The following is a 22300-nucleotide window of genomic DNA, read 5'->3' on the forward strand; positions in this document are numbered from 1 at the left end:
TTTCAGGTGTAGATTTTTAAAAGACGTTTCATTTTATCTGTTTTGACATACTAATATCTGTTGCTACAAAACCAGTTTGCTCATATAAATGAATCGCACCTTTATTATGAGCAAACACATGCAAGTCAATCTGTGATACATGCATTTCCTTCGCTTTTTCATCTAAACAAGTCAAAGTTTGTTTACCGTATCCTAGATTTCTAAATGCCTCAAATATGATAAAATCATAAATAAATAATTTTGAAGCATAAGGTGTTCTATTCAAATGAACCCATAAAAAGCCGATTTTCGTGTCCAGTGAATTTTCAATTGAATAAAGATAATCATTTTTAGTATCTTTACCTTCTGGAAGAAGCTCGTTAAAACTTTTCGTTGCTAAGCAGATTGCTTCTTCTTCATTCCAAGTTCCTGCCGTGACTTTATCTTTAGCATAATCTTCAATTGCAAAAGAGAGATATTTTTCATAATCAGAAACATCCATTTCTTTTAATACTATTTTCATCTATTTTCCCACCAATTCTTATTATTTACTCGAATCATATCATTTTTACTGCATAAAAAAAAGAGGCTAGGGTATAACTCGTAGAGTTATACCCTAGCCTTAATAAATCCGAATAAACGGTGGGAGCAGAAGCAACTCCTTCAGAAATAAGTTGAAATTCATAAAAATTTGAAGAGCAATTTTCGTGAGTTTCCTCTTATTTCTCGGAGCTAAACACTTCTGTCCCAACCTCCATAGGATTATTGTTCGTTTTTCATTGCTGCTAAAGCCGCAGTATTAATAATATTCCAAGGTTTGTCAAATGACGGTTGGAAGAAGAAGTCTGCATACGCTAAATCTTCGATTGTCATTTTAGCTTTGATTGCTAATGAAATCGCATTGATATTAGCTGTTAAATCAGCTTTTGACATTAATTGTGCACCCAAAATTTGAGTTGTTTCAGGATCATATACTAATTTAAACCAAGCTTTTTGCTTGTCAGGATTGAAATCCATTAAATAGTCTTCAACTACTAGGGCCGATTTTGTTTTCTTATTGAGTTTTTTAGCCATTTCTTCATTGATTCCTGTAGAAGCAAATTTATAGTCGAAAACAGCTAAACCTGAAGAACCTTGGATTCCTGGAAATGGTTTTACAGGTCCATTTAAGTTTTTTACAGCAAATCGTCCTTGTTTTCTAGCATTTGTTGCTAAGGCAATATTAACGTCTGTTTCACCTGGATTGTATTTGATTAATGTTGCATCACCTACCGCAAAAACATCAGGCGCACTTGTTTGCATGTATTCATCTGTTTTGATTAAACCATTAGGATGAAGAGCTAATGTCTCTTTCAACCAAGCAGTATTAGGACGAACACCCACTGCTACAACTACAAGGTCAGCATCATATTCAGCTTTGTCTGTGACAACTTTTTGAACATGGCCTTCTCCTTTATAACTTTGAACGGTTTCATTCGTTACGACATTTATATTGTTTGCTTCCATTTCTTCTGTCAAAACGTCCGTAAATTCTTTATCTAAATAGACACCTAAAGGTCGATCTAAAATATCGATAACAGTTACTTTTTTACCCGCTTTAGCAAAAGATTCAGCTGCTTCAATTCCAATATATCCGCTGCCAATCACAACAACATTATTTACATTGGGATCAACTGTTTTTGCTTTTAATTTGATAGCCCATTTTCTACCGCGCATCAAATAGACATTTTCTAATTCTTTACCAGGTACATTTAGCTCAAAGGGAACTGCTCCCGGGCTGATAATTAGTTTGTCATATGCTTCAACACGTTCTTCTCCTGATACTAAATCTTTCACTACAACTTGGTGATCTTCAGGTTTGATTTCAGTAATCTCTGTATTTGAAAAAACATTGACTCCTCTGCTTTCCATTTTTTCACCAGTCATATAGCGAACGGAATTAACGTCTTTTACTTTTCCTTCCAAATATAGTTGCATACCGCAAGATAGAAAAGAAATAAAATCACCTTTTTCGTACCATTGAATTTCTGCATCTGGATGTAAATTTAATAATTCCTCTACTGCTTCGTAGCCTCCATGCGATGAACCTAAAACAATAACTTTCATTCCTTATACCTCCAATATTCTTTATTATATAATAAAGAGTATCATATAAATGAATGGAATAACAAGCGTTTCGACTTTTAATTCTCAATTGCTTATTTTAATTGAGAATTAAAACATTTTATAGTTACTTTATTTCCAACATAATGTATTTCATCATTTATTAGTTTACATAATATATTTATGTTAAACTAATAAAGTATCCATTTAAAAAAAGCCAGTTATAGACTTTATACTGGTCCTTCACTGGCTTTTGTGGATTTATTTAAAAATAGTTACTTCTTTTTTTACTTCAACTGTAATCTTTCCATTTTTAATAACATAATTTCTCTCTGGAATATCAATTATTGCGTCTGCTTTTACTTTGGTATCAAGCAAGATCAAATCAGCTTTATTGCCAACCTGAATTCCATAATTTTCTATGTTCAACGCTTTAGCAGGATTATCTGTGATCATGGGTAAGACAGTTGGCAGATCATCCGCTCCACCTAAATGACCTACAGGGATTGCTAACATAGCGATTTGCATTAAGTCACCATTTCCATATGGTGTAAATGCATTACGAATGTTATTTGTTGCTAGACATACATTCACACCTGCATCACGAAGTTTTCTAATTGGCGTCACAGCTCTTCTTACATTATGATCGTCGTTTCTAGCTCCCAAATGTAGATCAGTTGCGGGTAATGCCATTACACTAATTTGAGCTTCAGACATTAATGTTAAAATTTCACCTAATCGATCTGGTTCTAGTGCATGAAGAGCTGTTAAATGTCCCACAGAAACTCTCCCATGATAGTTTTCTGCAATCGTTTTTTTACATAAATATTCGATTGAAATATCTGTCGCTTCATCGCTAAAATCTTGATGTAAATCAATGTCTTTGTCATATTTTTTTGCGATTTCAAAAACTAAGTCGATATGTTTATCTGCTGGAGCATCATTATAAGGAATACCGCCAACAACATCAGCGCCCATTTCCATGGCTTCGTACATCATTTTTTCTGTGCCGGGCGCTTTAAAAATCCCTTCTTGAGGAAATGCGACAATTTGCATATCAATCAAATCTTTATATTCTTCTTTTAATTTCATGATTGTTTTGAACCCTGAAAAACCTTGTGCTGGATCAAATTCTGCATGGGTCCTAACGGCCGTTACGCCATGAGAAATAATCATTTCCAACGCTCTTTTTGCTCGTTTATAAATATCCTCTTCTGTGAATGTTGGTTTCAATTCAGCAGTAACACTGATTGCTTCTTGTAAAGTTCCTGATTTATTTGGTTTTCTGTCAGCGATCAACGCCTTGTCTAGATGAATATGACTTTCGACTAAACCAGGGATTAACACACGACCATTTGCTTCAATTACAGTTACCGCATTATCAGTTAAATTTTCTGAAATAGCTACAATTTTTCCATCTTTAATTCCTACATCCTGCAACGCTTCTCCATCACTTACTCTTGCTTGCTTAATTAAAATATCCATTTTATACACCCTTTCTATCTAATTTAAATAAAGAATCCAATCCCGATCAACAGGACAGAAGCAATACTGATCCATTTAACATTTCCTTTTACAACTTCTAATATTGGAATTTGGAATCCTGAAGATAAAGCTTGCATCGTGATATTCACGAAACTCATTTGACTACCTAAGCCGACCCCGACCGCAACTAAACCAAGTTCTATAGAAGAAAAGCCTAAAGACACAGCCACAGGTAAAACAAGAGTCAAAACTGAACCGACATACGCGCCTGCTGGCACCCCAATTAGAATGCCTGTCAAAATCGCAACGGGAACCATGATCAGAGTCGGTGCAGCGCTTGCAATACCTGCAATAACCGCAAACGTTCCTGTTTGAGCAATGATATTAATAAATGCCAGAAAGATTCCCACTTGGAATAATCGAGTCAAAATGTATGTTGAGCCATCGACCATTGCTTCCACTGATTGATTTAACGTGAAATCTGAACAAATAAAAATCAACGCAAGTGTTAGAATCATATAAACTAACGGTGTTAATATTGGAAATCCAACAAGGTCATTCACCACAGGACCAAAAATTACAGCAAACAGCAAAAAGATTGCTGGTAAAGTCAACTTAAATAACGCTTTATTACTCATGTTCGCATATTCATCATCACTATTTTCTTTAAAACCGATATTTCGACGTTTAGTTCCCCAAAAAGCTAAAATTATTGCTAAAGCACAAAAAAATAACCAAATTGGACGCATATCCGAAACATATTCAGCAACACTAAAGTCCCCCAATTTAGAAACAATACTAGATTCTAACGATGCTGGCGATGTTGTAAATGAAACTGCTGCAGCAAGCGACATCGCTGCAATTAATTCAGGAACTACACCAACTGCTACAAATGCCAATGGTGCAATCACCATTGCGCTGCCGCCGCCGATGCCGGACATATAGGTAGCTGCCGCAAGCAAAATAACGATAAATGCTGAAACATACTCGACTTTGCCTTTTGTGCCACGTTTTGCAAGAGTCAATGCTGCTGAGTAGCCACCAGACTTAAAAACAGCCATTGCAATCGCTGAATTGATGATCGGTACAGTAATACCAAGCATCATTGGGATCGTTTCCAATAATTGTTGGTTTGCTTGTTCTAATACTATTCCTCCAATAATCATTGCTAGAACACCACCAACAAAACCTGCGATGATCATATCCACTTTCATAAATAATAAGACCAATACTACAATTAATGGAATGATCACAATCACTGCTTTTATTCCCGTAGGCGCAGTAATTGCATCAATCTCTTGTGCAAAAGCTGGTATAAACGAAAAAAGAAAGAGTATTGAAAGGAGCAACCCACTCAAAAATTTTTTAGGTATTTTCATCATTTTTCCTCCAAATATAGTTAATTAAAGCATTTTCATTTTATACATACGCGCTAGGTGATGCCAAATAACTGCTTACTTTTATCGTAACTACAAAAATGGCATCTAAAAAAGAATTAAATAACTTTATTGTTTGTGAATACTATAAATTTTTAGTCATTCCCCTTTTTATTCCATTATCGTTTCAATTCGAAGTATCCTCCTTCCTTCTTTTTATAATACGTTTAATTTTAAAAAAAAGGAATAAGAATGCTTGAGTGAGTTGGCTGAGCAAACAAAATGTTGGCGTTCTCATTTCAACGTACTCATAAAAAGTTAAAATAAAAAGAGATCTCTTTTTATTTTAACTAGACTATCATTACTATTTTTCTTCATCAAGTAATGTAGATAAATCATAAGGAGTATTCTGATAAACTGCATAATTTAACCAATTAGAAAATAACAAAGACGCTGCCATATGCCATCGTAATTGGGGCATACTATCAATGTTATCATTTGGGAAATAGTTTGTAGGTAGCTCCGTTAAAATCCCTTTTAGCTTGTCGCGTTCAAATTCTTGCTGCAAAGTTTCACGATCATACTCTAAATGCCCCATTGCATAAAATGCTCGATTATTTTTATTACCAACCAAAAAAATTCCTGCTTCTTTTGATTCTGCTAAAATCTCCAACTCATTTGTTTTGTCTATGTCACTTTTTTTGACTTCCGTATAGCGGGAATGAGGGGCTAAGAATACATCATCAAATCCTTTTAAGATACTCCAAGTCGGTTTCAATACGTTATGAGTATAAATTCCTGCTAATTTTTGATCTAAGAGATGTTTATTGATTTTATAGTGCTGATAGAGTCCTGCCTGTGCCCCCCAGCAAATATGAAACGTCGAAAAAACATGTGAGGTACTCCATTTAAAAATTTTCTGCAGTTCTTTCCAATAATCAACTTCTTCAAAAGGAATTTGCTCAATTGGTGCGCCTGTGATGATCAATCCATCATAAAATTTTTCTTTGACATCTTTAAATTGATAATAAAAACGTTTTAAGTGCTCGCTAGAAGTATTTTTTGCTTCGTGACTACTCATATGCAAGAATTCTACATTTATTTGTAAAGGGGTATTGCTTAGAAGTCTCAAAAGTTGAACTTCAGTCTCGTCTTTTTTTGGCATTAAATTTAAAATCAGAATTTCCAAAGGGCGAATGTCTTGATGCATGGCACGATCTTCGTCCATTACAAAAATTTTCTCTTTTTCAAGTACTTTGATAGCTGGTAACTCTTTTGGAACACGAATCGGCATGTGTATATCCTCCCTTTCATTTTGTCTAATTTCATTTTACGATAAAATGCTATAGAAAGCTATTTTCCATGGCAACATCAGGTTTCAGAAAAAATATTATCTTCTAATATTCATGAGACAGGACACTCATATCATGTTGATTTTATCCCCTATTCATCTTCTTTTCTATTTTGTGTTTTAAGGTGAAAAAAGACAAAGTTTCTATTGATAAACCTCCCACTGCTCCCTAATTAAGAACTATTTCATGAAACACTTAGATTTTTTAGACCAGTTGGGTCACATTGATTCACTTCAATTTAAAGATACATTTTTGGCTAATCCATTAGACAGAATTGAATAAAATAAATAAGTTAATATTCTTAATTTTTAAGAATATTAACTTATTTATTGGCGCAAGGCACACTCTCTATTTGTTCAAATTTAATTTTTTAATTACTCATTTTCCTCTTTACACTTTTCTCAATTATCGGTTCACTGACTTTTCTATTCCAGAAATCAATTAAAGGTCCAGTAAAAAATGCATTGATCACAGTACCAATACCAACTGGTCCTCCAAATATAACTGCCAAAATAACAAAAGAAATATCTTGTATAACTCTCACTACACGATATTTTGCTTTAGTGCGTTCAACAATGATTGGCGCAATTGCATCATATGGTGCATTCCCTAGTTTGGCTGACATATAAAATGACGCTCCGAAAGTAAAAATTACGACACCTGAAATAAGTAATACTGTTTGAGATAATAGATTAATTTTAATTGTGAAAAAAGTAGTATAGATCCACGTATAAAAATCAATGAAAAAACCTGTAAGAACCATATTTATTACAGTTCCAATACCGATATAATTTCTTCCAAAAATAAAAACTAACCCTAAAATCAAAATGTTGATGATCAACTGGTATACACCTAACGAAAGACCTAATACACCACCAATACCAATATTTGCTGCCGTATATGGATCTAATCCTACTTGGCCTACACGTAATGTTGCCGCACCAAAAGCTAAAATTGCTACACCTATCAAAGCATATAAAGAACGGATTGCAATTTCTTTTATATTCCTATTTCCTGCCATTGTCTAACCCCTCAATCTTATCTACCACTTAAGTATCTCAAATAAATAGTGAAAAGGGCAAATATTAAGCTTTAATTAGAAAAAAAACTAGAGTAGAGTTTTCACTCAGCTCTAGTTTTTTGATTATTAATGTTTAGCAATATCTTTTAGTGCGGCTTGTGCTAACAAATTCAAATAGTTCCAAGGACGATCAAAATGTGGTTGGAAGAAGAAATCTGATAACGCAAGGTCTTCCACTGTCATTTCATTTTGAACCGCTAAAGACAACGTATTCGCTGATTGAGTAATATCATATTTAGACATCAATTGTCCACCAACGATGCGGTTTGTTCCTTTTTCGTAAACTAACTCCATCATAACATTTTCAGTAGTTGGCATAAATTCTGGGCGGTAGTTATCCTCAAATTGTGTTGCTTCAACGTCCAATCCGTTCAATTTTGCACTTTCTAAAGTGACACCCGTTGAACCAATTTTCCAGCCAAATAAATACAAACCAGAAGTTCCTTGTGTTCCACGATAAGCTAGTTTTTCATCCGATAAATTGTAACCCACTAACATCCCTTGACGAACCGCATTCGTTGCTAATGGAATATAATTCGTCGTATTACTTGGGTTATAGTGTACAACTGCACTATCTCCAGCTGCAAAAATATCGGCGTTACTTGATCTCATATACTTATCGACCACAATAGCACCATTAGGTAACATATCTACCTTGTCTTTAAGAAGTGTGGTATTTGGCGTAAATCCAACACACATGATGACCATATCCGCTTCAAATTCTTGGCTAGGCGTAATTACTTTATTCACATGTCCACTTGCATCAGCTTTGAATTCTTGAACATTCTCACCTAGAGCCAATGTTACACCACGCTCAACAAGTTCTTTTTCTAAAACATCTGTAAATGGTTTATCCAAATATTTATTCAAAATGCGGTCTAAGCCATCGATTAAAGTCACTTCCTTACCAGACTCCACAAATGCTTCAACTAATTCAATACCAATATATCCGCCACCGACAACAACAACTTTTTTCGCATCTTTTGCACGGTCAATAATCACATTGGCTTGATTAAAGTTTTTACATAATAAAATATTTTCAGCCTCTATCCCTTTGATCGGCGGAATAATCGGCCATGAACCAGTTGTCATAACTAATTTATCATATGAAACTGTCTCTTCAACTCCAGTAATTAAATTTTTTGCAGTGACTGTTTTATGATCAACATCGATTGTTTCGACTTCATGTTCCATTTTAACGGTAGCACCTAGTGACGCTAGTTCTTCAGGACTTGAATAAAATAAGCTAGCCGCCTCTTTTACTACGCCCCCAACATATAATGCGATACCACAAGATAAAAATGATACATTATCATTTCTTTCATAGACAGTTACCTCCGCATTTGGGTGATTTGTTAAAATACTTTTGACTGCAGCTGTTCCTGCATGCGTACATCCTACGACTACGACTTTCATTTTGTAAATCCCTTCTTTCAAGTTAAATTTTTCACCAATAAACTCATTAAAAACCTATTGGTCTATTAAAAATATAACAAAGTAGAAAGTCATTTTCGAGTTCTTTGCTTGTGAATCATAAAGTTATTTTTTCACAAACTTCTGAGTTTTCAATTCAATTCCCATAAAACTAATAAATCTATTCGTTTTAAATGTTGTTTTTAAAGCAAAAAAAGCTGAGAAAATAAAATTTCTCAGCTTGTGAAATCTATAAACTATTCAATTACTGCCGCAATAATTTCTATCTCTACAAGAACATCTTTAGGCAAGCGAGCCACTTCTACGGCTGAGCGAGCAGGTAATTGATTTGTAAACGCTCTCGCATAAACGTCATTAAAAGCAATAAAATCGTCCATGTTCTTTAAAAAGCATGTCGTTTTGACAACATGATCAAAGTCACTTCCTACTTCTTCTAAAATAGCTGCAATATTTTTAAGAACTTGTTCTGTTTGTTCTTGAATCGTAGTACCAACGACTTCGCCTGTATCTGGACTTAATGGAACTTGTCCTGAAGCAAATAATAAGCCGTTCACAATATTCCCTTGCACGTATGGTCCAATTGCTTTAGGAGCTTTATCTGTGTGAATTGATTTCATTGTATACCTCTTTTCAGTCTTCTTTTGTATTTTGACAATCGGGACATAGACCATACAATTCCAATCTATGTTCATTGATTTCAAAACCAGTCAATTTACTTGCTGCCATCTCTACATCTTCCAAACCAGGATAATGAAAATCGACAATCTTACCGCAATTTTGACAAATGGCGTGATAGTGTTTTTTCGAACTAAAATCAAAACGACTAGATGCATCGCCGTAATTCATTTCCTGAACAAAACCAATATCAGTAAACAAACGTAAATTATTATAAACCGTCGCAACACTCATATTGGGAAAACGAGCTTCTAAAGAACGATAAATTTCGTCTGCTGTTGGATGGCTATGGTTCTCAATTAGATATTCTAAAATTGCATATCTTTGAGGAGTAATACGAATATTGGCTTCTTTTAATTCTTCAAGCGCATTCTTTACCAATATATTGTCCATTTGGTTCCCCTCCCAGTCTTCTTTCTTAAATGATACTATTTCTAATCTAACTTGACAAGAATAATCACATAAATCGTGCAGGAAATAGGACAATTATCATGATTTTCTATGAATCAAAAAATATTACATACTTTTTGCCTAGTTAAATGTAATAAAAAAGGAAAGTCGTAAATTTACGCTCTCCTTTTATGATCAGTTATACAGAAAAACTATACAATGCTGTTGAAAGATACCGTTCACCATTATCTGGAATAACAGTCAAGACTTTCTTCCCAACACCCAATTCTTTTGCTACTTGAATGGCAGCTTCAACTGCAGCTCCAGCAGATATTCCGACTAATAGCCCTTCTTTAATAGCTAATTGTCGAGCTGTTTCCATAGCATCTTCACTAGATACAGCGATGATTTTTTCATAGATTTCTGTGTTTAAAACCTTAGGAATAAAACCAGCTCCGATTCCTTGAATCTTATGAGGACTTGGTGATCCTCCTTCTAAAACTGGTGACTCTGTTGGTTCAACAGCAATAATTGAAATGTTTGGATAAACTCGTTTTAATTCTTTTCCGACACCAGTTATAGTCCCACCAGTACCGACTCCAGAAACAAAAGCATCTAATCCGCCAGCGCCAAAAACATCCTGGATTTCTTTTCCTGTTGTTTTTTCATGTGCTTCTGGATTTGCTGGATTATCAAACTGCATAGGCATGAAATACCCATCTTTTTCCGATAGTTCAGAGGCTTTAGCAATTGCCCCTTTCATTCCCTCAGCACCAGGTGTTAATAGAAGTTCAGCTCCGTATGCCTGCATTAATTTTCTACGTTCGATACTCATTGTATCTGGCATGACAATAACAACTTTGTACCCTTTAGCCGCACCAACCATCGCTAAACCAATCCCAGTATTTCCACTAGTAGGTTCAACAATTGTATCTCCAGCTTTGAGTAGCCCATTTTTTTCAGCTTTTTCAACCATACTTAAGGCAATTCGATCTTTAACGCTTCCACCTGGATTAAAAAATTCAAGTTTCACAAAAACATCAGCAGCTCCATCTGGTACAATATGTCCTAGCCTAACAATAGGTGTTTTACCTATTAATTCGGTAACTGAATTAAAAATTTGAGTCATGATCCATTCCTCCATTCAATATTCGTATAAGCAATAAAGGTTCTTGTGTTTATAATAGCTTATATCTGTTTATCTGGCTATCATTTTGCTATTGTTGATCCATAGATAAATACTCTTTAAACAAATTTAACAAAAATATAGTATAGTAAATAGGAGCATAAAAATTAGTCAATAGGAGTTACTTTGATGAAAATTAAAAATATTAGTCCGCGGGGTTATTGTTATGGTGTTGTTGACGCAATGGTCATCGCAAGAAATGCATCGCTTGATGAAAATTTGCCACGTCCAATCTATATTTTAGGAATGATCGTTCATAATAAACATGTAACAGATGCTTTTGAAAGTATTGGAATCCATACATTGGACGGTGATACTCGTGAAGACATATTATCCAAAATCGATCACGGAACTGTTATTTTCACAGCGCACGGAACTTCACCTAAAGTAAAAGAACTAGCGGTCGAAAAAGGATTGACTGTTATCGATGCTACTTGTCCTGATGTGATGATTACGCATGAATTGATTGATGAAAAAGTTGCTGAAGGTTACGAAATCATTTATATTGGAAAAAAAAATCATCCTGAACCTGAAAGCGCACTGGGTGTTTCTCCTGAGCACGTTCATTTAGTTGCTAATCTTACTGATATCGATAAGTTGCATCTGATCACTGAAAATATTTTCGTAACCAATCAAACAACGATGAGTCAATGGGATGTTCGTGATTTAATGGATTCAATCAAGGAAAAATATCCTCAAGTACTTATTCATAAAGACATTTGCAAAGCAACTCAAGTACGACAAGAGGCAGTTGTTGAACAAGCTCAAGGATGCGATTTGATGATTGTAGTTGGTGATCCTAAAAGCAATAATACTAATCGCTTAGCACAAGTGTCTATCGAACAAGCTGGAGTTTTAGCTCATAGAATTTCAGATGTTTCACAAATTGACGTAAAATGGCTAGCCGGTGTCGAACAAGTAGGCGTAACGGCTGGTGCTTCGACTCCAACCCCAATTGTGCGAGAAGTAATCGACTATTTAGAACAGTTTGATATTAAAGACCCTGCAACCTATAAAAAAAGGTCATCCACAACCTCCGAAGCGATTCTACCTAGACCGAGAATGAAGGATTTGAGTAAAAATCGTATGCGACGTTTAGAAGAGCTGCGAGCTGGAAAACGATAAAATTAAAGCTGCCAATGAACGGTCATTTTACGTGACAGTTGATTGGCAGCTTTTCTTTATGCAATTTGTAATACTTGACCTACAGTTATCAACTCAGCAGTTATACCATTTGAAGCCATTAGTTGATCAACAGTGAGTCCGAATTTTTCAGAAATACCCCAAAGCGTATCTCCAGAAGCTACCGTATATGTTTGCCCAGCAATTGTGGCGCTACTTTGTCCGATAGCAGATTGATCCGTTACTGAACTTTCAGTGACTACAGTTGGCGCAGTATTTCCACTATCATAAGCAGTCAAGCCGTATGCTGAAATCAACCAGTTCAACTTGCTAGCATAATTGGGATCTGTTGCATAGCGTCCAGCTAAAGCCGCTGTTGCATCCGCATAGCTAGTCGTGTTACTTTTCCAAACGCCTGAGTAGTGGTAATCTCCGCTAGCCATTGTTGTTTTAAGTACGTTAGCATGATCTTGAAACGATTCTGCATACGATGGATAGCTTCTAAATGGTTCATTCAATGTTACCCATTCGCCATTTAAATATTCTGATGTAGGCATATAAACTGTTTGTCCGCCATAGCTTCCCTTTACACCAAATAAATTATAATTAGGAGCTGCTGCTAAACCTGAAGTACCATAACTACTTTCTAACAATGCTTGAGCGATCATAACTGATGCATAGAGATCATTAGCGTCAGCGACTGATGATGCAGAATAACCAATCGAATCAATAAATGCTTGTTGTGAGACTTCCCCTTGTGCTTCAACTTCTGTAGCTTTTACACTTAGAGGTAATAAATTCCCTGCGATTGGAAGAAATACTAATGAAGTTCCTATCACAGACGCAACTTTTCTTCGGTTCATTTTATATTCTTTTTTCTGGTGTCTACTACTTCTTGTTTTGATTTCGTTCATTCATTTGTTCCTCCTCAATAGAACATCTTATTACCATTCTACTTGGTGATATTTTTATAAACAATTATTTACTCTTGAAATTTGAAGTTTTAAAGCGAGCGTAATCCGAGTGAAATTTTTGTTTTATTATTCACTTCTTTTTTTGTTTCATTCGGTTTACAAAGTGTCTATTATTCGAACACGTTTATTACTATAAATACCTTTGTTCTCTGTTTATTGTTTTTTTTGATAAATGAAAATTAAATTACATTTATTACACCTATATTACAAAAAAGTAGGTTTGAAAATTATGGAAAAACTTTCGTATAACTTAGCGCGAAGTAAAATTTAAGTAAAATAAAAAAATAGTAGGAAACTCACATGGTATGAGTTTCCTACTATTTTTTAACTAAATCATTTCTATGCTATAAACCATTATATTTTGAAACAACGTTATCCACCGTAAAACCAAATTCTTTTAAGACTAAATCGCCAGGTGCAGATGCACCAAAGTGATTGATGGTTACAGTCGTGCCAGCAGTTCCGACATAACGCTCCCAGCCAAATGGCGAAGCAGCTTCGATTGCTACTCTTTTTGTTACATCCCTAGGTAAAACAGACTCTTTATACGCTGCTGCTTGTTTTTCGAATAAGTCAAAACTAGGCATTGAAACAACAGAGACATCTTTACCTTGTTCGAATAGAGCTTTTTGAGTTTCAATCGCTAGATTCACTTCTGAACCAGTCGCAATTAATATTCCTTCGGGTTTTTCACCTTTTTGTTTCGAAATCACATACGCACCTTTTTGAACAAGTTCATCTGCGTTTTCTTTTGTTCCTTCAATTACTGGCAAGTTTTGACGGCTTAAGACTAAAACAGTCGGAGCATCTTTTGTTGTCATCGCAATTTTCCATGCGGCAACTGTTTCGTTACCATCAGCAGGACGGATCACTTGTACACCTGGCATACAACGGATGCTTGCTAATTGTTCAACAGGTTCATGTGTAGGTCCATCTTCGCCAACTGCTACAGAGTCATGTGTCAGCACATAGGTTACAGGAGTATTTTGGATTGCTGCCAGACGTAATGCAGGGCGCAAATAATCTGTAAATACAAAGAATGTTCCGCCATAAACACGGCTTCCTCCATGTAATTGAATCCCATTCATGGCTGCAGCCATAGCGAATTCACGAACGCCAAACCAAATATTACGACCTTCATATTGACCAGGTTCAAAATCTTTTTCTACTGCAACCATAGTGTTATTAGAAGCTGATAAATCAGCAGAACCGCCCCAGAAACCTGGTACAGTTTTAGAGATTGCTTGAATCGTTTCTTTACTTGTAACACGACTAGCTGCACTTGAGCCTACTTCGTATGTTGGTAGTTCACTATCCCAATTTTCAGATAGTTCATCCGCGAATGCTTGTTTAAACTGTTCAGCTAATTCAGGATGTTCTCTTGTATAATTTTTAAACATGTTATTCCATTTATCTTCGGCTTTTAGACCTTCATCTATCATTGTTTCTTTAAAGCGGGCAGCGACTTCTTCTGGTACTGTGAAATCTGGATATTCCCAACCATAGACAGCTTTAGCAGCAGTAATGCCATCTGCTCCGATTGGCGCACCATGTACAGAAGAAGTTCCTTCTTTGGGAGCGCCATAACCGATGACCGTTTTAACTTCGATCAATGTTGGTTTATCTGATTCAGCTTTAGCCGCTTCGATTGCCTTAGAAATGGCTTCTAAATCATTGCCATCTTTTACTAAGATATGCTGCCAACCATATGCTTCATAACGAGCACCAACATTTTCTGTGAACGCTTTTGAAGTTGGGCCATCCAAAGAGATGTCATTTGAATCATATAACACGATCAGTTTGCCTAATTTCATATGTCCAGCCATGGAACTTGCTTCTTGAGAAACGCCTTCCATCAAGTCACCATCACCGCATAATGCATAGGTATAATGATCAATCACTGGAAAACTATCTCGATTATAGGTTGCGGCAGTATGAGCCTCGGCCATCGCCATACCAACAGCCATCGCAATTCCTTGACCTAAAGGCCCTGTCGTTGCTTCAACACCATCTGTGTGATGCACTTCTGGATGCCCAGGCGTTTTACTATCCCATTGACGGAAACTTTTTAGATCATCCATTGTTACACCGTAACCTGCTAAGTGAAGCAAGCTATAAAGCATTGCTGAACCGTGACCAGCAGAAAGAATGAAACGATCTCTATCTACCCAATTTGTTGACGTTTTTGGGTTTACTTTCAAATGCTTTGTCCAAAGTGCGTATGCCATGGGCGCTGCACCCATTGGCAATCCAGGATGTCCTGAGTTTGCTTTTTGAACTGCTTCGATACTTAAGGTACGAATTGTATTGACGCCTAACTGATCAGTGTTATCGAACAAAAAAATCATCTCCTATTTAGGTTTTTTTTACCTTTATTAACTACATTTTATCGTATTTCGTTTATGAAAGCAATTACTTTTAGTAAAAAAAACTAAAATTATTTTCTATCGTGTAATCCTTTTTCTTTTTGAATCTCTTTCAGTTTCTCTGGTGTCACATCATTTCCTTCAGGATCAACCACTTTCATTCCTTCGATATGGTGACGCATTCCACCGCGAAAAGCAGCTAGATACTCTTGACGAAGTACTTTTTGCTCTTCTTTTTCTTTCTCAGTCAATTCATTTTCTTTCGCTTTCTTAGCAAGTTCATTAATCCGACTCATTTTTTCTGATGATAACATCTATCTTTACCTCCTTATTTTAAGTGATAACACCTATAATTAAACAAGTTTGCTTTACATATCTATCTTATAAGATGAATACCAAAAATACAACTATATTCGCACTTAAAATACGAAACGAAGTCAGTTAATGTTAGAAAAATCAATTTCTGATCATGCTTCTTTTTGATCAAATTTTTTTAGATACTTGATCCTCTCAAAAAACACGAACGCTTGTTTGATTCCTACCTAAAACTATGGTACACTAAAAATATAAATCGAAAGAAGGTGCGGGTTGTGGTGAAACGTACAGACACAAGACAAATCGAAGTATTAAAATATATATATGAACAAGTTGAGCTAAAAGGCTATCCCCCTACTGTTAGAGAAATCGGAAAAGCAGTTGACCTCTCTTCAACATCGACTGTTCATGGACATCTAGCTCGTTTAGAAAAAAAAGGACTGATTTTACGTGATCCGACTAAGCCAAGAGCGATTGAATTGACTGCTGATGGCTTAGAAAGAATTGGTGTGAGGCCTACAGTCATTCCCATGCTTGGTGTCGTTACAGCGGGTGAACCTATCTTAGCTGTAGAAGAAGCATCTGATTTTTTCCCTCTGCCACCAGATCTAGTAGCAGAAGAAAATGCTTTGTTCATGCTGACTATCAGAGGTGAAAGTATGATCAATGCTGGTATTCTAGACGGTGATCAAGTTATTGTCCGTAAACAAAGCGCTGCATCAAATGGCGATATCGTTATTGCGATGACAGACGAAGATGAAGCGACATGTAAACGATTCTTTAAAGAGGCAGAACATATTCGTTTACAACCTGAAAATGATGCATTAGACCCAATTATCTTGAAAAACGTTAGTATTTTAGGTAAAGTTGTCGGATTATACCGCAATCATATTTAGATAAATAAAAAAACATACTGATGAGAGTATGTTTTTTTGTTCGTTCTTCGTTTAAATCAAACACGTTTATTAATCATCCACAACAACTTTGCGTTGGTATGTCTCAAACTGATAGGCATAGCTATTTTTTTCGTCTTGTTCTCCTGTGCTTAAATTGATCAGTGTCCAATCATCCCAATTCACAGAAGTAAATTTCGTATCACCTTCAAATGAATGATGGATAACTGTCCGATACAATACATCGCAAAAAGGTAAAAAATCTTCGTATACCGCTGAGCCACCTGCAATAAAGGTAATGCCTGAAAAAGTTTTGGCATAATCAAGAACCTCATCTACCGTATGGAATATAAGGACTCCCTCTGCATGAAATGCTTTGTCTCTAGTTAAGACAATCGTTTGACGATTTGGTAACGGTCGCCCCCCCATCCCCTCAAAGGTTTTTCGTCCCATAACGATGGTGTTGTCTTCAGTCATTTGTTTAAAAAATTTCAAATCATTTGGCAAATGCCAAGGTAATCGATTTTCTTTCCCGATCGTCCCTTGCTCATCTTGTGCCCATATGGCTGCTAACATTAAAGAGCTCCTTTCAAATTAAACGGCTATTGGCGCCTTGATTGCAGGATGCGGATCGTATCCCTCGATTACAATATCATCCATTTCAAAATCAAAAACTGATTTTTTATCTTGGTTCAATTTTAATGTAGGAAATGATCGACTCTCTCTTTCAAGTTGTTGATTCATTTGATCGATGTGATTTGTATATAAGTGAGCATCACCTAAAGTATGGACAAAATCTCCTACTTCTAAACCTGTTTCATGAGCAATCAAGTGAGTCAATAATGCATAGCTGGCAATATTGAATGGAACACCAAGGAAAACATCTCCACTACGCTGATACAACTGGCAACTTAATTTCCCATCATTTACATAAAATTGAAACATTGTGTGACAGGGCGGTAAAGCCATTGATGGAACATCTTCTGGATTCCAAGCAGATACGATCAGACGTCTGGAGTCTGGTGTTTTTTTGATCATTTCAATAACATTTTTAAGTTGATCGATAAACCCACCATCTTTTGTCTCCCAATGACGCCACTGAGCGCCATAAATATTTCCTAATTCGCCATACTTAGCTGCAAAACCATCATCCGATAAAATAGCATCGCAGAATTTTTGGTGCTCTTTTTCATAACTTTCTTTAAATGATTCATCACTAAGAACGCGACGTCCAAAATCCGTCATATCAGGCCCGTTGTAATCTTCGCTTTTGATGTAACGCTCAAAAGCCCATTCATCCCAGATATGATTATTGTGTTGAAGCAGATAGCGAATATTCGTATCACCATTTAAAAACCATAAAAGTTCGCTTTTAATCAAACCGAACGGTACTCGCTTCGTCGTTAATAAAGGGAAACCTTGTGACAAATCAAAACGCATTTGATGACCAAAAATACTTTTGGTACCTGTACCAGTACGATCTTCTTTGAAGTGACCTTCCTCTAAAATTTTACGACCCAATGATAAATATGCTTCTTCCATAGTTTCTGCCTCCTAATTTTCTGCAAATTCACTCAAATATTCCCAGCGTTCCATTTTTTCTTCAAGCTTTTGTTCTATTGTTAAAAGCTCAGTTTGAAGTTCTTGTAGCTTTGTAAAATCATCTACTTGATGATTCATTTCTTCACTCAATTGTGCTGTCTGTTCTTCAAGTTGTGCTATATCCGTCTCGATCGTTTCCCACTCTTTTTGTTCCATGTAGGTCAATTTGGTTTTTTCTTTCTTTTCTATTTCTTTTAGTGATGTTATTTCAGCCTTGATTACTTTTTTGGACTGTACTTTATTCACTGCTAAATATTCACTCATTGAACCGAAATAAGTGGTGATTTGACCTGCACCTTGAAAAACAAGTAATTTATCCATTGTTTTATCAAGAAAATATCGGTCATGCGAAACAGCGATCACAGCCCCCTTAAATGTTTGGATATAATCTTCTAAAATCGTTAGCGTATCGATATCCAGATCATTTGTTGGCTCGTCCAATAATAACACATTTGGCTGACCAATCAATAATTTCAATAAATACAGGCGCCGTTTTTCGCCACCAGAAAGTTTGCCGATCACGGTCCCATGCATAAAGCGAGGAAATAAAAATCGTTCCAACAATTCAGCAACACCAATGCTTGTTCCATCTGTCCGCTTCACTTGTTCGGCTGCTTCTTGCAAATAAGAAATCATGCGTTGGTTTTGATCCATCGCTTCATTTTGTTGTGTGTAGTATGCTAAGTTGACTGTTTCACCAATTGAGTATATTCCGCTTTCCAAATCTAAACGGCCAGCAAGAATATTCAGCAATGTTGATTTTCCTGCACCATTTTTTCCGGTAATCCCAATACGGTCTTTTGCCTGAATAAGCAAATCAAAATCTTTTAGAATTGTTTTATGCTCGATTTGATAGTTTCCATCTTTGATTTCTAAAACTTTTTTCCCTAATCTTTGTGTGGCTACATCAATTTCCAATTGACCTTTTTGATTGACTTGATGAAGATTTTCTTTAAGATCATGGAAGCGATCCTGTCTAGCTTGTTGTTTTGTTCCCCGTGCTTTTACGCCAGCTCGCATCCACTCTAGTTCTTGCTTGTAGAGTTGTTTCCTTTTTTCTTCTTGCTCTACACCGACGCGTTCACGTTCCGCTTTAGCGATGATGTATGCTTCATAGTTCCCTTTATATTCATACAATTTTCCAAAAGATAGTTCAAAAATTCGATTCGTTACTCGATCTAAAAAATAACGATCGTGGGTCACCATTAAAATAGCGCCGCGATAGCCGTTTAAAAAGCTTTCCAGCCAGCTGATTGCTTCGTAATCTAAATGGTTTGTTGGTTCATCCAGCAACAATAAATCTGGTGATTCAATCAATACTTGAGCTAAGCTAACACGTTTCTTTTGCCCTCCAGATAATTCACCAATTTTTTTATGCAAGGTTTCAATACCTAATTTTTGTAAAATGATTTTAGCATCAGTATCTGCCGTCCAGGCATCTTCTTTATTCATCCGCTCTTCTGCCTTGGCATATTGTTTTTGAGCGACTTCACTAAGTCCATCCTCTGCTAATGCAAGTAAGGCTAACTCATAATTTTTCACGGCTTGAATGATAGGCGTTTCTCCTTGAAAAACAGCTTCTACAACCGTTAATTCAGGATCAAACTCTTGATCTTGTGACAAATAGCCTATCTGATAGTCATTTGGTTGTTGGATCGCTGTAACATCTCCATCACCACTATCTTTTCCAGCTAAAATATTCAATAAACTCGTTTTTCCTGTTCCGTTTGTACCAATTAGTCCGATTCTGTCTTTATCGTGAATATGGAAAGAAATGTTATCAAATAACGTTTTCTCGCCATATGTTTTGGTCAACTCGTTTACTTTTAACTCATTCATATGCTCACGCCCTTTTCATCCTGCTTATTGTAACAAAAAAAAGTAAAAAAAAGAAGCTAGTTTGACCTGTCCGCTTCTTTTTTTAATTCTCTTGTTAATTTCTTTAATGGAATCATATCAGAAACATCATTAATCGAATAGGATTCTAAAAGATTAACATTTTTTCGATATTCATTTGCTTCATAAGAAGTAATTATTTCAGACAGTTCATATTCATCAATGACTTTCCGCTCTTCTTGGTAGCCAATCAAAAGTTCCTTAACATAAACGGATTGAGAACGAATGATAAATGAATCAATGAATGTGCCATCTTCCAACCTATGGGCGAGTTGCAAACGTCCTTCGATAAAGAACTGAATGATCTCATCATCATAAACCCCTTTTAGGTTATCCAAACTTTTCAAAATAACTTCAGTATTTTGTAAAAAAACTTGTCGAACGTTTTCTAATTCTTCTTTTTTAAATTCTCGCCGATTTTCTTCCCCTTTTTTCCCAATCAACAGGTTCGGGTGAACAAAAAACGCAATAATTTGGCGAACGAAAAGCAACCAAAAACCAATAATAGATAATAATTGTCTAGCGATAGAGCGTTCCATTCTAGAAATTAGACGTTCATATAGTCGGTAACCTTCGATCCCAATTTCCTTTTGACGAAAACTTTCTTCTAAACCATCACGCTCAATTGAAACAATCAATGCTCTTAATTCTTGAACTTCTTGTCGTTGATCAGACGGTAATTGTTCAGTATATAATTCTTTAACACGATCTTGATAGTTTTCAATCACCACGTTCATTTCAACTTGAGGATCGTTCTGATTGATCACTTTAAGCCGCTCAATAACATCCTGTAGCAAGATAATTCCTTGCACATTATTACTTTCTACGTCGTCAGATTCTGTTAAAAATGGCAGTACAACGATTCCACCTACTAATGTGACCAAAATCACACAGGCTGTAATAAACAACAGTAACGACCGTTCTGGAAATTCTTGACCATTTAACGTTATAGGTAAGATAAAAATTGTCGCCAAACTGACGGTTCCTTTGACTCCCCCGAACGTCAGAATCAGCATTTCATTCATAGACTCCCAAACATGTTTGAAGCTATTTTTCACACTGTAAATCAACAAAATGGCGAAAAAACGAGCTACAAATAATGTCACACTTAAAATTAAAATAACAAGCATCAAGAAGCTATTAGAGTATGTCTCGCTATTCCAAATCGGAGAAAAAACTTGTGATAATTCTATTCCTAAGAACAGAAAGACTAACGCGTTCAATGTGAATGTAATGGTTCCCCAAGTACTTTCTGAAACACTTGATAACTCTGCTTCAAATAATGAAATCTTTTTAAAGCTTGCTGCTTGCATTACTCCTGCGATAACGGCCGCGATAATTCCTGAAACATTAAAAAGTTCAGCAACCATATATGCCAAGAAAGGCAGTAGTAATTCTAATAAGAGATAACCAGTTACATCTCTTGCTGAAGCTTTTTCCAAAATCATTACGACTTGACGTTTGATCATGACTAAAACAGCACCTACAATAGCGCCACCTATACTAGAGACGATTAAAGTGATTCCAGCATCCGTAGCTGAAAAACTACCTGTTAATAAGGCTGCAAGTGCAAATTGAAAAGCAGTAACACCAGAAGCATCATTGATCAAGCCTTCACCTTCTAAAATATGCATCGCTTTAGGAGGTATTTGGATTTTTCCAGATAAAGAACCTACAGCTACTGCATCTGTAGGCCCAAGAGCTGCACCTAACGCAAAGCAAGCGGCGATCGGCAAAGCAGGAATAACCATATGTAAAGCCCAGCCCACACTAACAAGTGTGATCAGCACGCCGATAAACGCTAAAAACAAAATAACACTAAAATTTTTCATAGTTGCTGAAATATCGTTTCGTTCTCCTTCACGAAACAATAAAGGAGCAATGATCATCACTAAAAACATTTCCGGCTCAAAGGTAATTTCACGACCCATTTCCGTTAATCCAATGATAATCCCTACGATTATTTGAACAATTGGTAAAGGAATGATCGGAACGATGCGATTGAAGACATTGGAAAAGGTTATAGCAATAGCAAATACAATAATTAAATAAGCAAACTCCATCTCGTATC

Annotated in this window: 19 protein-coding genes; 2 read left to right on the forward strand and 17 right to left on the reverse strand. The window is 35.9% G+C overall.

Features of this window, described 5'->3' with window-relative positions; genetic code table 11:
• Positions 1-28: 28 nt before the first annotated feature.
• The 10 genes from IGI43_RS01250 to cysK form a co-directional block, all read right to left on the reverse strand.
• Entirely contained in the window at positions 29-502 is a 474-nt protein-coding gene (locus IGI43_RS01250) for a GNAT family N-acetyltransferase (protein ID WP_438756000.1), read from the reverse strand.
• Between the two features lie 239 nt (positions 503-741).
• Positions 742-2085, reverse strand: coding sequence for an FAD-dependent oxidoreductase (locus IGI43_RS01255; protein ID WP_438756001.1), 1344 nt, complete (start codon positions 2083-2085; stop codon positions 742-744).
• Between the two features lie 258 nt (positions 2086-2343).
• Positions 2344-3567 carry an amidohydrolase family protein gene (locus tag IGI43_RS01260; RefSeq protein ID WP_438756002.1) on the reverse strand — a complete coding sequence of 408 codons (1224 nt, stop codon included), beginning with the start codon at positions 3565-3567 and terminating at the stop codon, positions 2344-2346.
• Between the two features lie 23 nt (positions 3568-3590).
• Positions 3591-4946 (reverse strand): citrate transporter, encoded by a 1356-nt coding sequence (locus tag IGI43_RS01265; RefSeq protein WP_438756003.1) that lies wholly within the window; start codon positions 4944-4946, stop codon positions 3591-3593.
• 361 nt (positions 4947-5307) lie between these two features.
• Positions 5308-6237 (reverse strand): homoserine O-acetyltransferase MetA, encoded by a 930-nt coding sequence (gene metA, locus IGI43_RS01270; protein ID WP_438756004.1) that lies wholly within the window; start codon positions 6235-6237, stop codon positions 5308-5310.
• Positions 6238-6665: 428 nt separating this feature from the next.
• Positions 6666-7316 (reverse strand): YczE/YyaS/YitT family protein, encoded by a 651-nt coding sequence (locus tag IGI43_RS01275; RefSeq protein WP_438756005.1) that lies wholly within the window; start codon positions 7314-7316, stop codon positions 6666-6668.
• Positions 7317-7442: 126 nt separating this feature from the next.
• Positions 7443-8792: an NADH oxidase gene (locus tag IGI43_RS01280; protein WP_438756006.1), complete on the reverse strand. Its 1350-nt coding sequence runs from the start codon at positions 8790-8792 to the stop codon at positions 7443-7445.
• A gap of 254 nt (positions 8793-9046) precedes the next feature.
• Positions 9047-9427: a RidA family protein gene (locus IGI43_RS01285; RefSeq protein ID WP_438756007.1), complete on the reverse strand. Its 381-nt coding sequence runs from the start codon at positions 9425-9427 to the stop codon at positions 9047-9049.
• A gap of 13 nt (positions 9428-9440) precedes the next feature.
• Positions 9441-9878 (reverse strand): peroxide-responsive transcriptional repressor PerR, encoded by a 438-nt coding sequence (gene perR / locus IGI43_RS01290; RefSeq protein WP_438756008.1) that lies wholly within the window; start codon positions 9876-9878, stop codon positions 9441-9443.
• A gap of 196 nt (positions 9879-10074) precedes the next feature.
• Entirely contained in the window at positions 10075-11004 is a 930-nt protein-coding gene (cysK, locus tag IGI43_RS01295) for a cysteine synthase A (protein WP_438756009.1), read from the reverse strand.
• Positions 11005-11190: 186 nt separating this feature from the next.
• On the opposite strand from cysK, the gene IGI43_RS01300 reads away from it, so the two are divergent.
• The gene (locus IGI43_RS01300; protein ID WP_438756010.1) at positions 11191-12186 is read left to right on the forward strand and encodes a 4-hydroxy-3-methylbut-2-enyl diphosphate reductase; all 996 of its coding nucleotides are present in this window, start codon (positions 11191-11193) and stop codon (positions 12184-12186) included.
• A 56-nt stretch (positions 12187-12242) separates the two neighbouring features.
• Here IGI43_RS01300 and IGI43_RS01305 read toward each other — a convergent pair whose 3' ends face one another.
• The 3 genes from IGI43_RS01305 to IGI43_RS01315 all read right to left on the reverse strand — a co-directional run bounded on the left by IGI43_RS01305 (position 12243) and on the right by IGI43_RS01315 (position 15837).
• A complete protein-coding gene (locus IGI43_RS01305; RefSeq protein ID WP_438756012.1) occupies positions 12243-13097 on the reverse strand; it encodes a glucosaminidase domain-containing protein in 855 nt (284 codons plus the stop codon).
• Positions 13098-13501: 404 nt separating this feature from the next.
• Entirely contained in the window at positions 13502-15496 is a 1995-nt protein-coding gene (gene tkt, locus IGI43_RS01310) for a transketolase (protein ID WP_438756013.1), read from the reverse strand.
• Positions 15497-15594: 98 nt separating this feature from the next.
• Positions 15595-15837: a DUF896 family protein gene (locus IGI43_RS01315; protein WP_438756014.1), complete on the reverse strand. Its 243-nt coding sequence runs from the start codon at positions 15835-15837 to the stop codon at positions 15595-15597.
• A gap of 267 nt (positions 15838-16104) precedes the next feature.
• Between IGI43_RS01315 and lexA the strand changes: the two genes are divergently transcribed.
• Positions 16105-16734, forward strand: a complete 630-nt coding sequence (gene lexA, locus IGI43_RS01320) for a transcriptional repressor LexA (protein ID WP_438756015.1) — start codon at positions 16105-16107, stop codon at positions 16732-16734.
• A 69-nt stretch (positions 16735-16803) separates the two neighbouring features.
• Here lexA and IGI43_RS01325 read toward each other — a convergent pair whose 3' ends face one another.
• From IGI43_RS01325 to IGI43_RS01340, 4 genes are read right to left on the reverse strand one after another with little or no spacing between them, the layout of a single operon-like run.
• The gene (locus IGI43_RS01325; RefSeq protein ID WP_438756016.1) at positions 16804-17307 is read right to left on the reverse strand and encodes a dihydrofolate reductase; all 504 of its coding nucleotides are present in this window, start codon (positions 17305-17307) and stop codon (positions 16804-16806) included.
• Between the two features lie 18 nt (positions 17308-17325).
• Complete coding sequence (locus IGI43_RS01330; RefSeq protein WP_438756017.1) at positions 17326-18273, reverse strand: thymidylate synthase; 948 nt, start codon at positions 18271-18273, stop codon at positions 17326-17328.
• Positions 18274-18285: 12 nt separating this feature from the next.
• Positions 18286-20172 carry an ABC-F family ATP-binding cassette domain-containing protein gene (locus IGI43_RS01335; RefSeq protein ID WP_438756018.1) on the reverse strand — a complete coding sequence of 629 codons (1887 nt, stop codon included), beginning with the start codon at positions 20170-20172 and terminating at the stop codon, positions 18286-18288.
• Positions 20173-20228: 56 nt separating this feature from the next.
• The gene (locus tag IGI43_RS01340) at positions 20229-22292 is read right to left on the reverse strand and encodes a cation:proton antiporter (protein ID WP_438756019.1); all 2064 of its coding nucleotides are present in this window, start codon (positions 22290-22292) and stop codon (positions 20229-20231) included.
• Between the last annotated feature and the right edge of the window lie 8 nt (positions 22293-22300).

The sequence above is a fragment of the Enterococcus sp. AZ126 genome (assembly GCF_051714545.1).
GTDB lineage: Bacteria > Bacillota > Bacilli > Lactobacillales > Enterococcaceae > Enterococcus_L.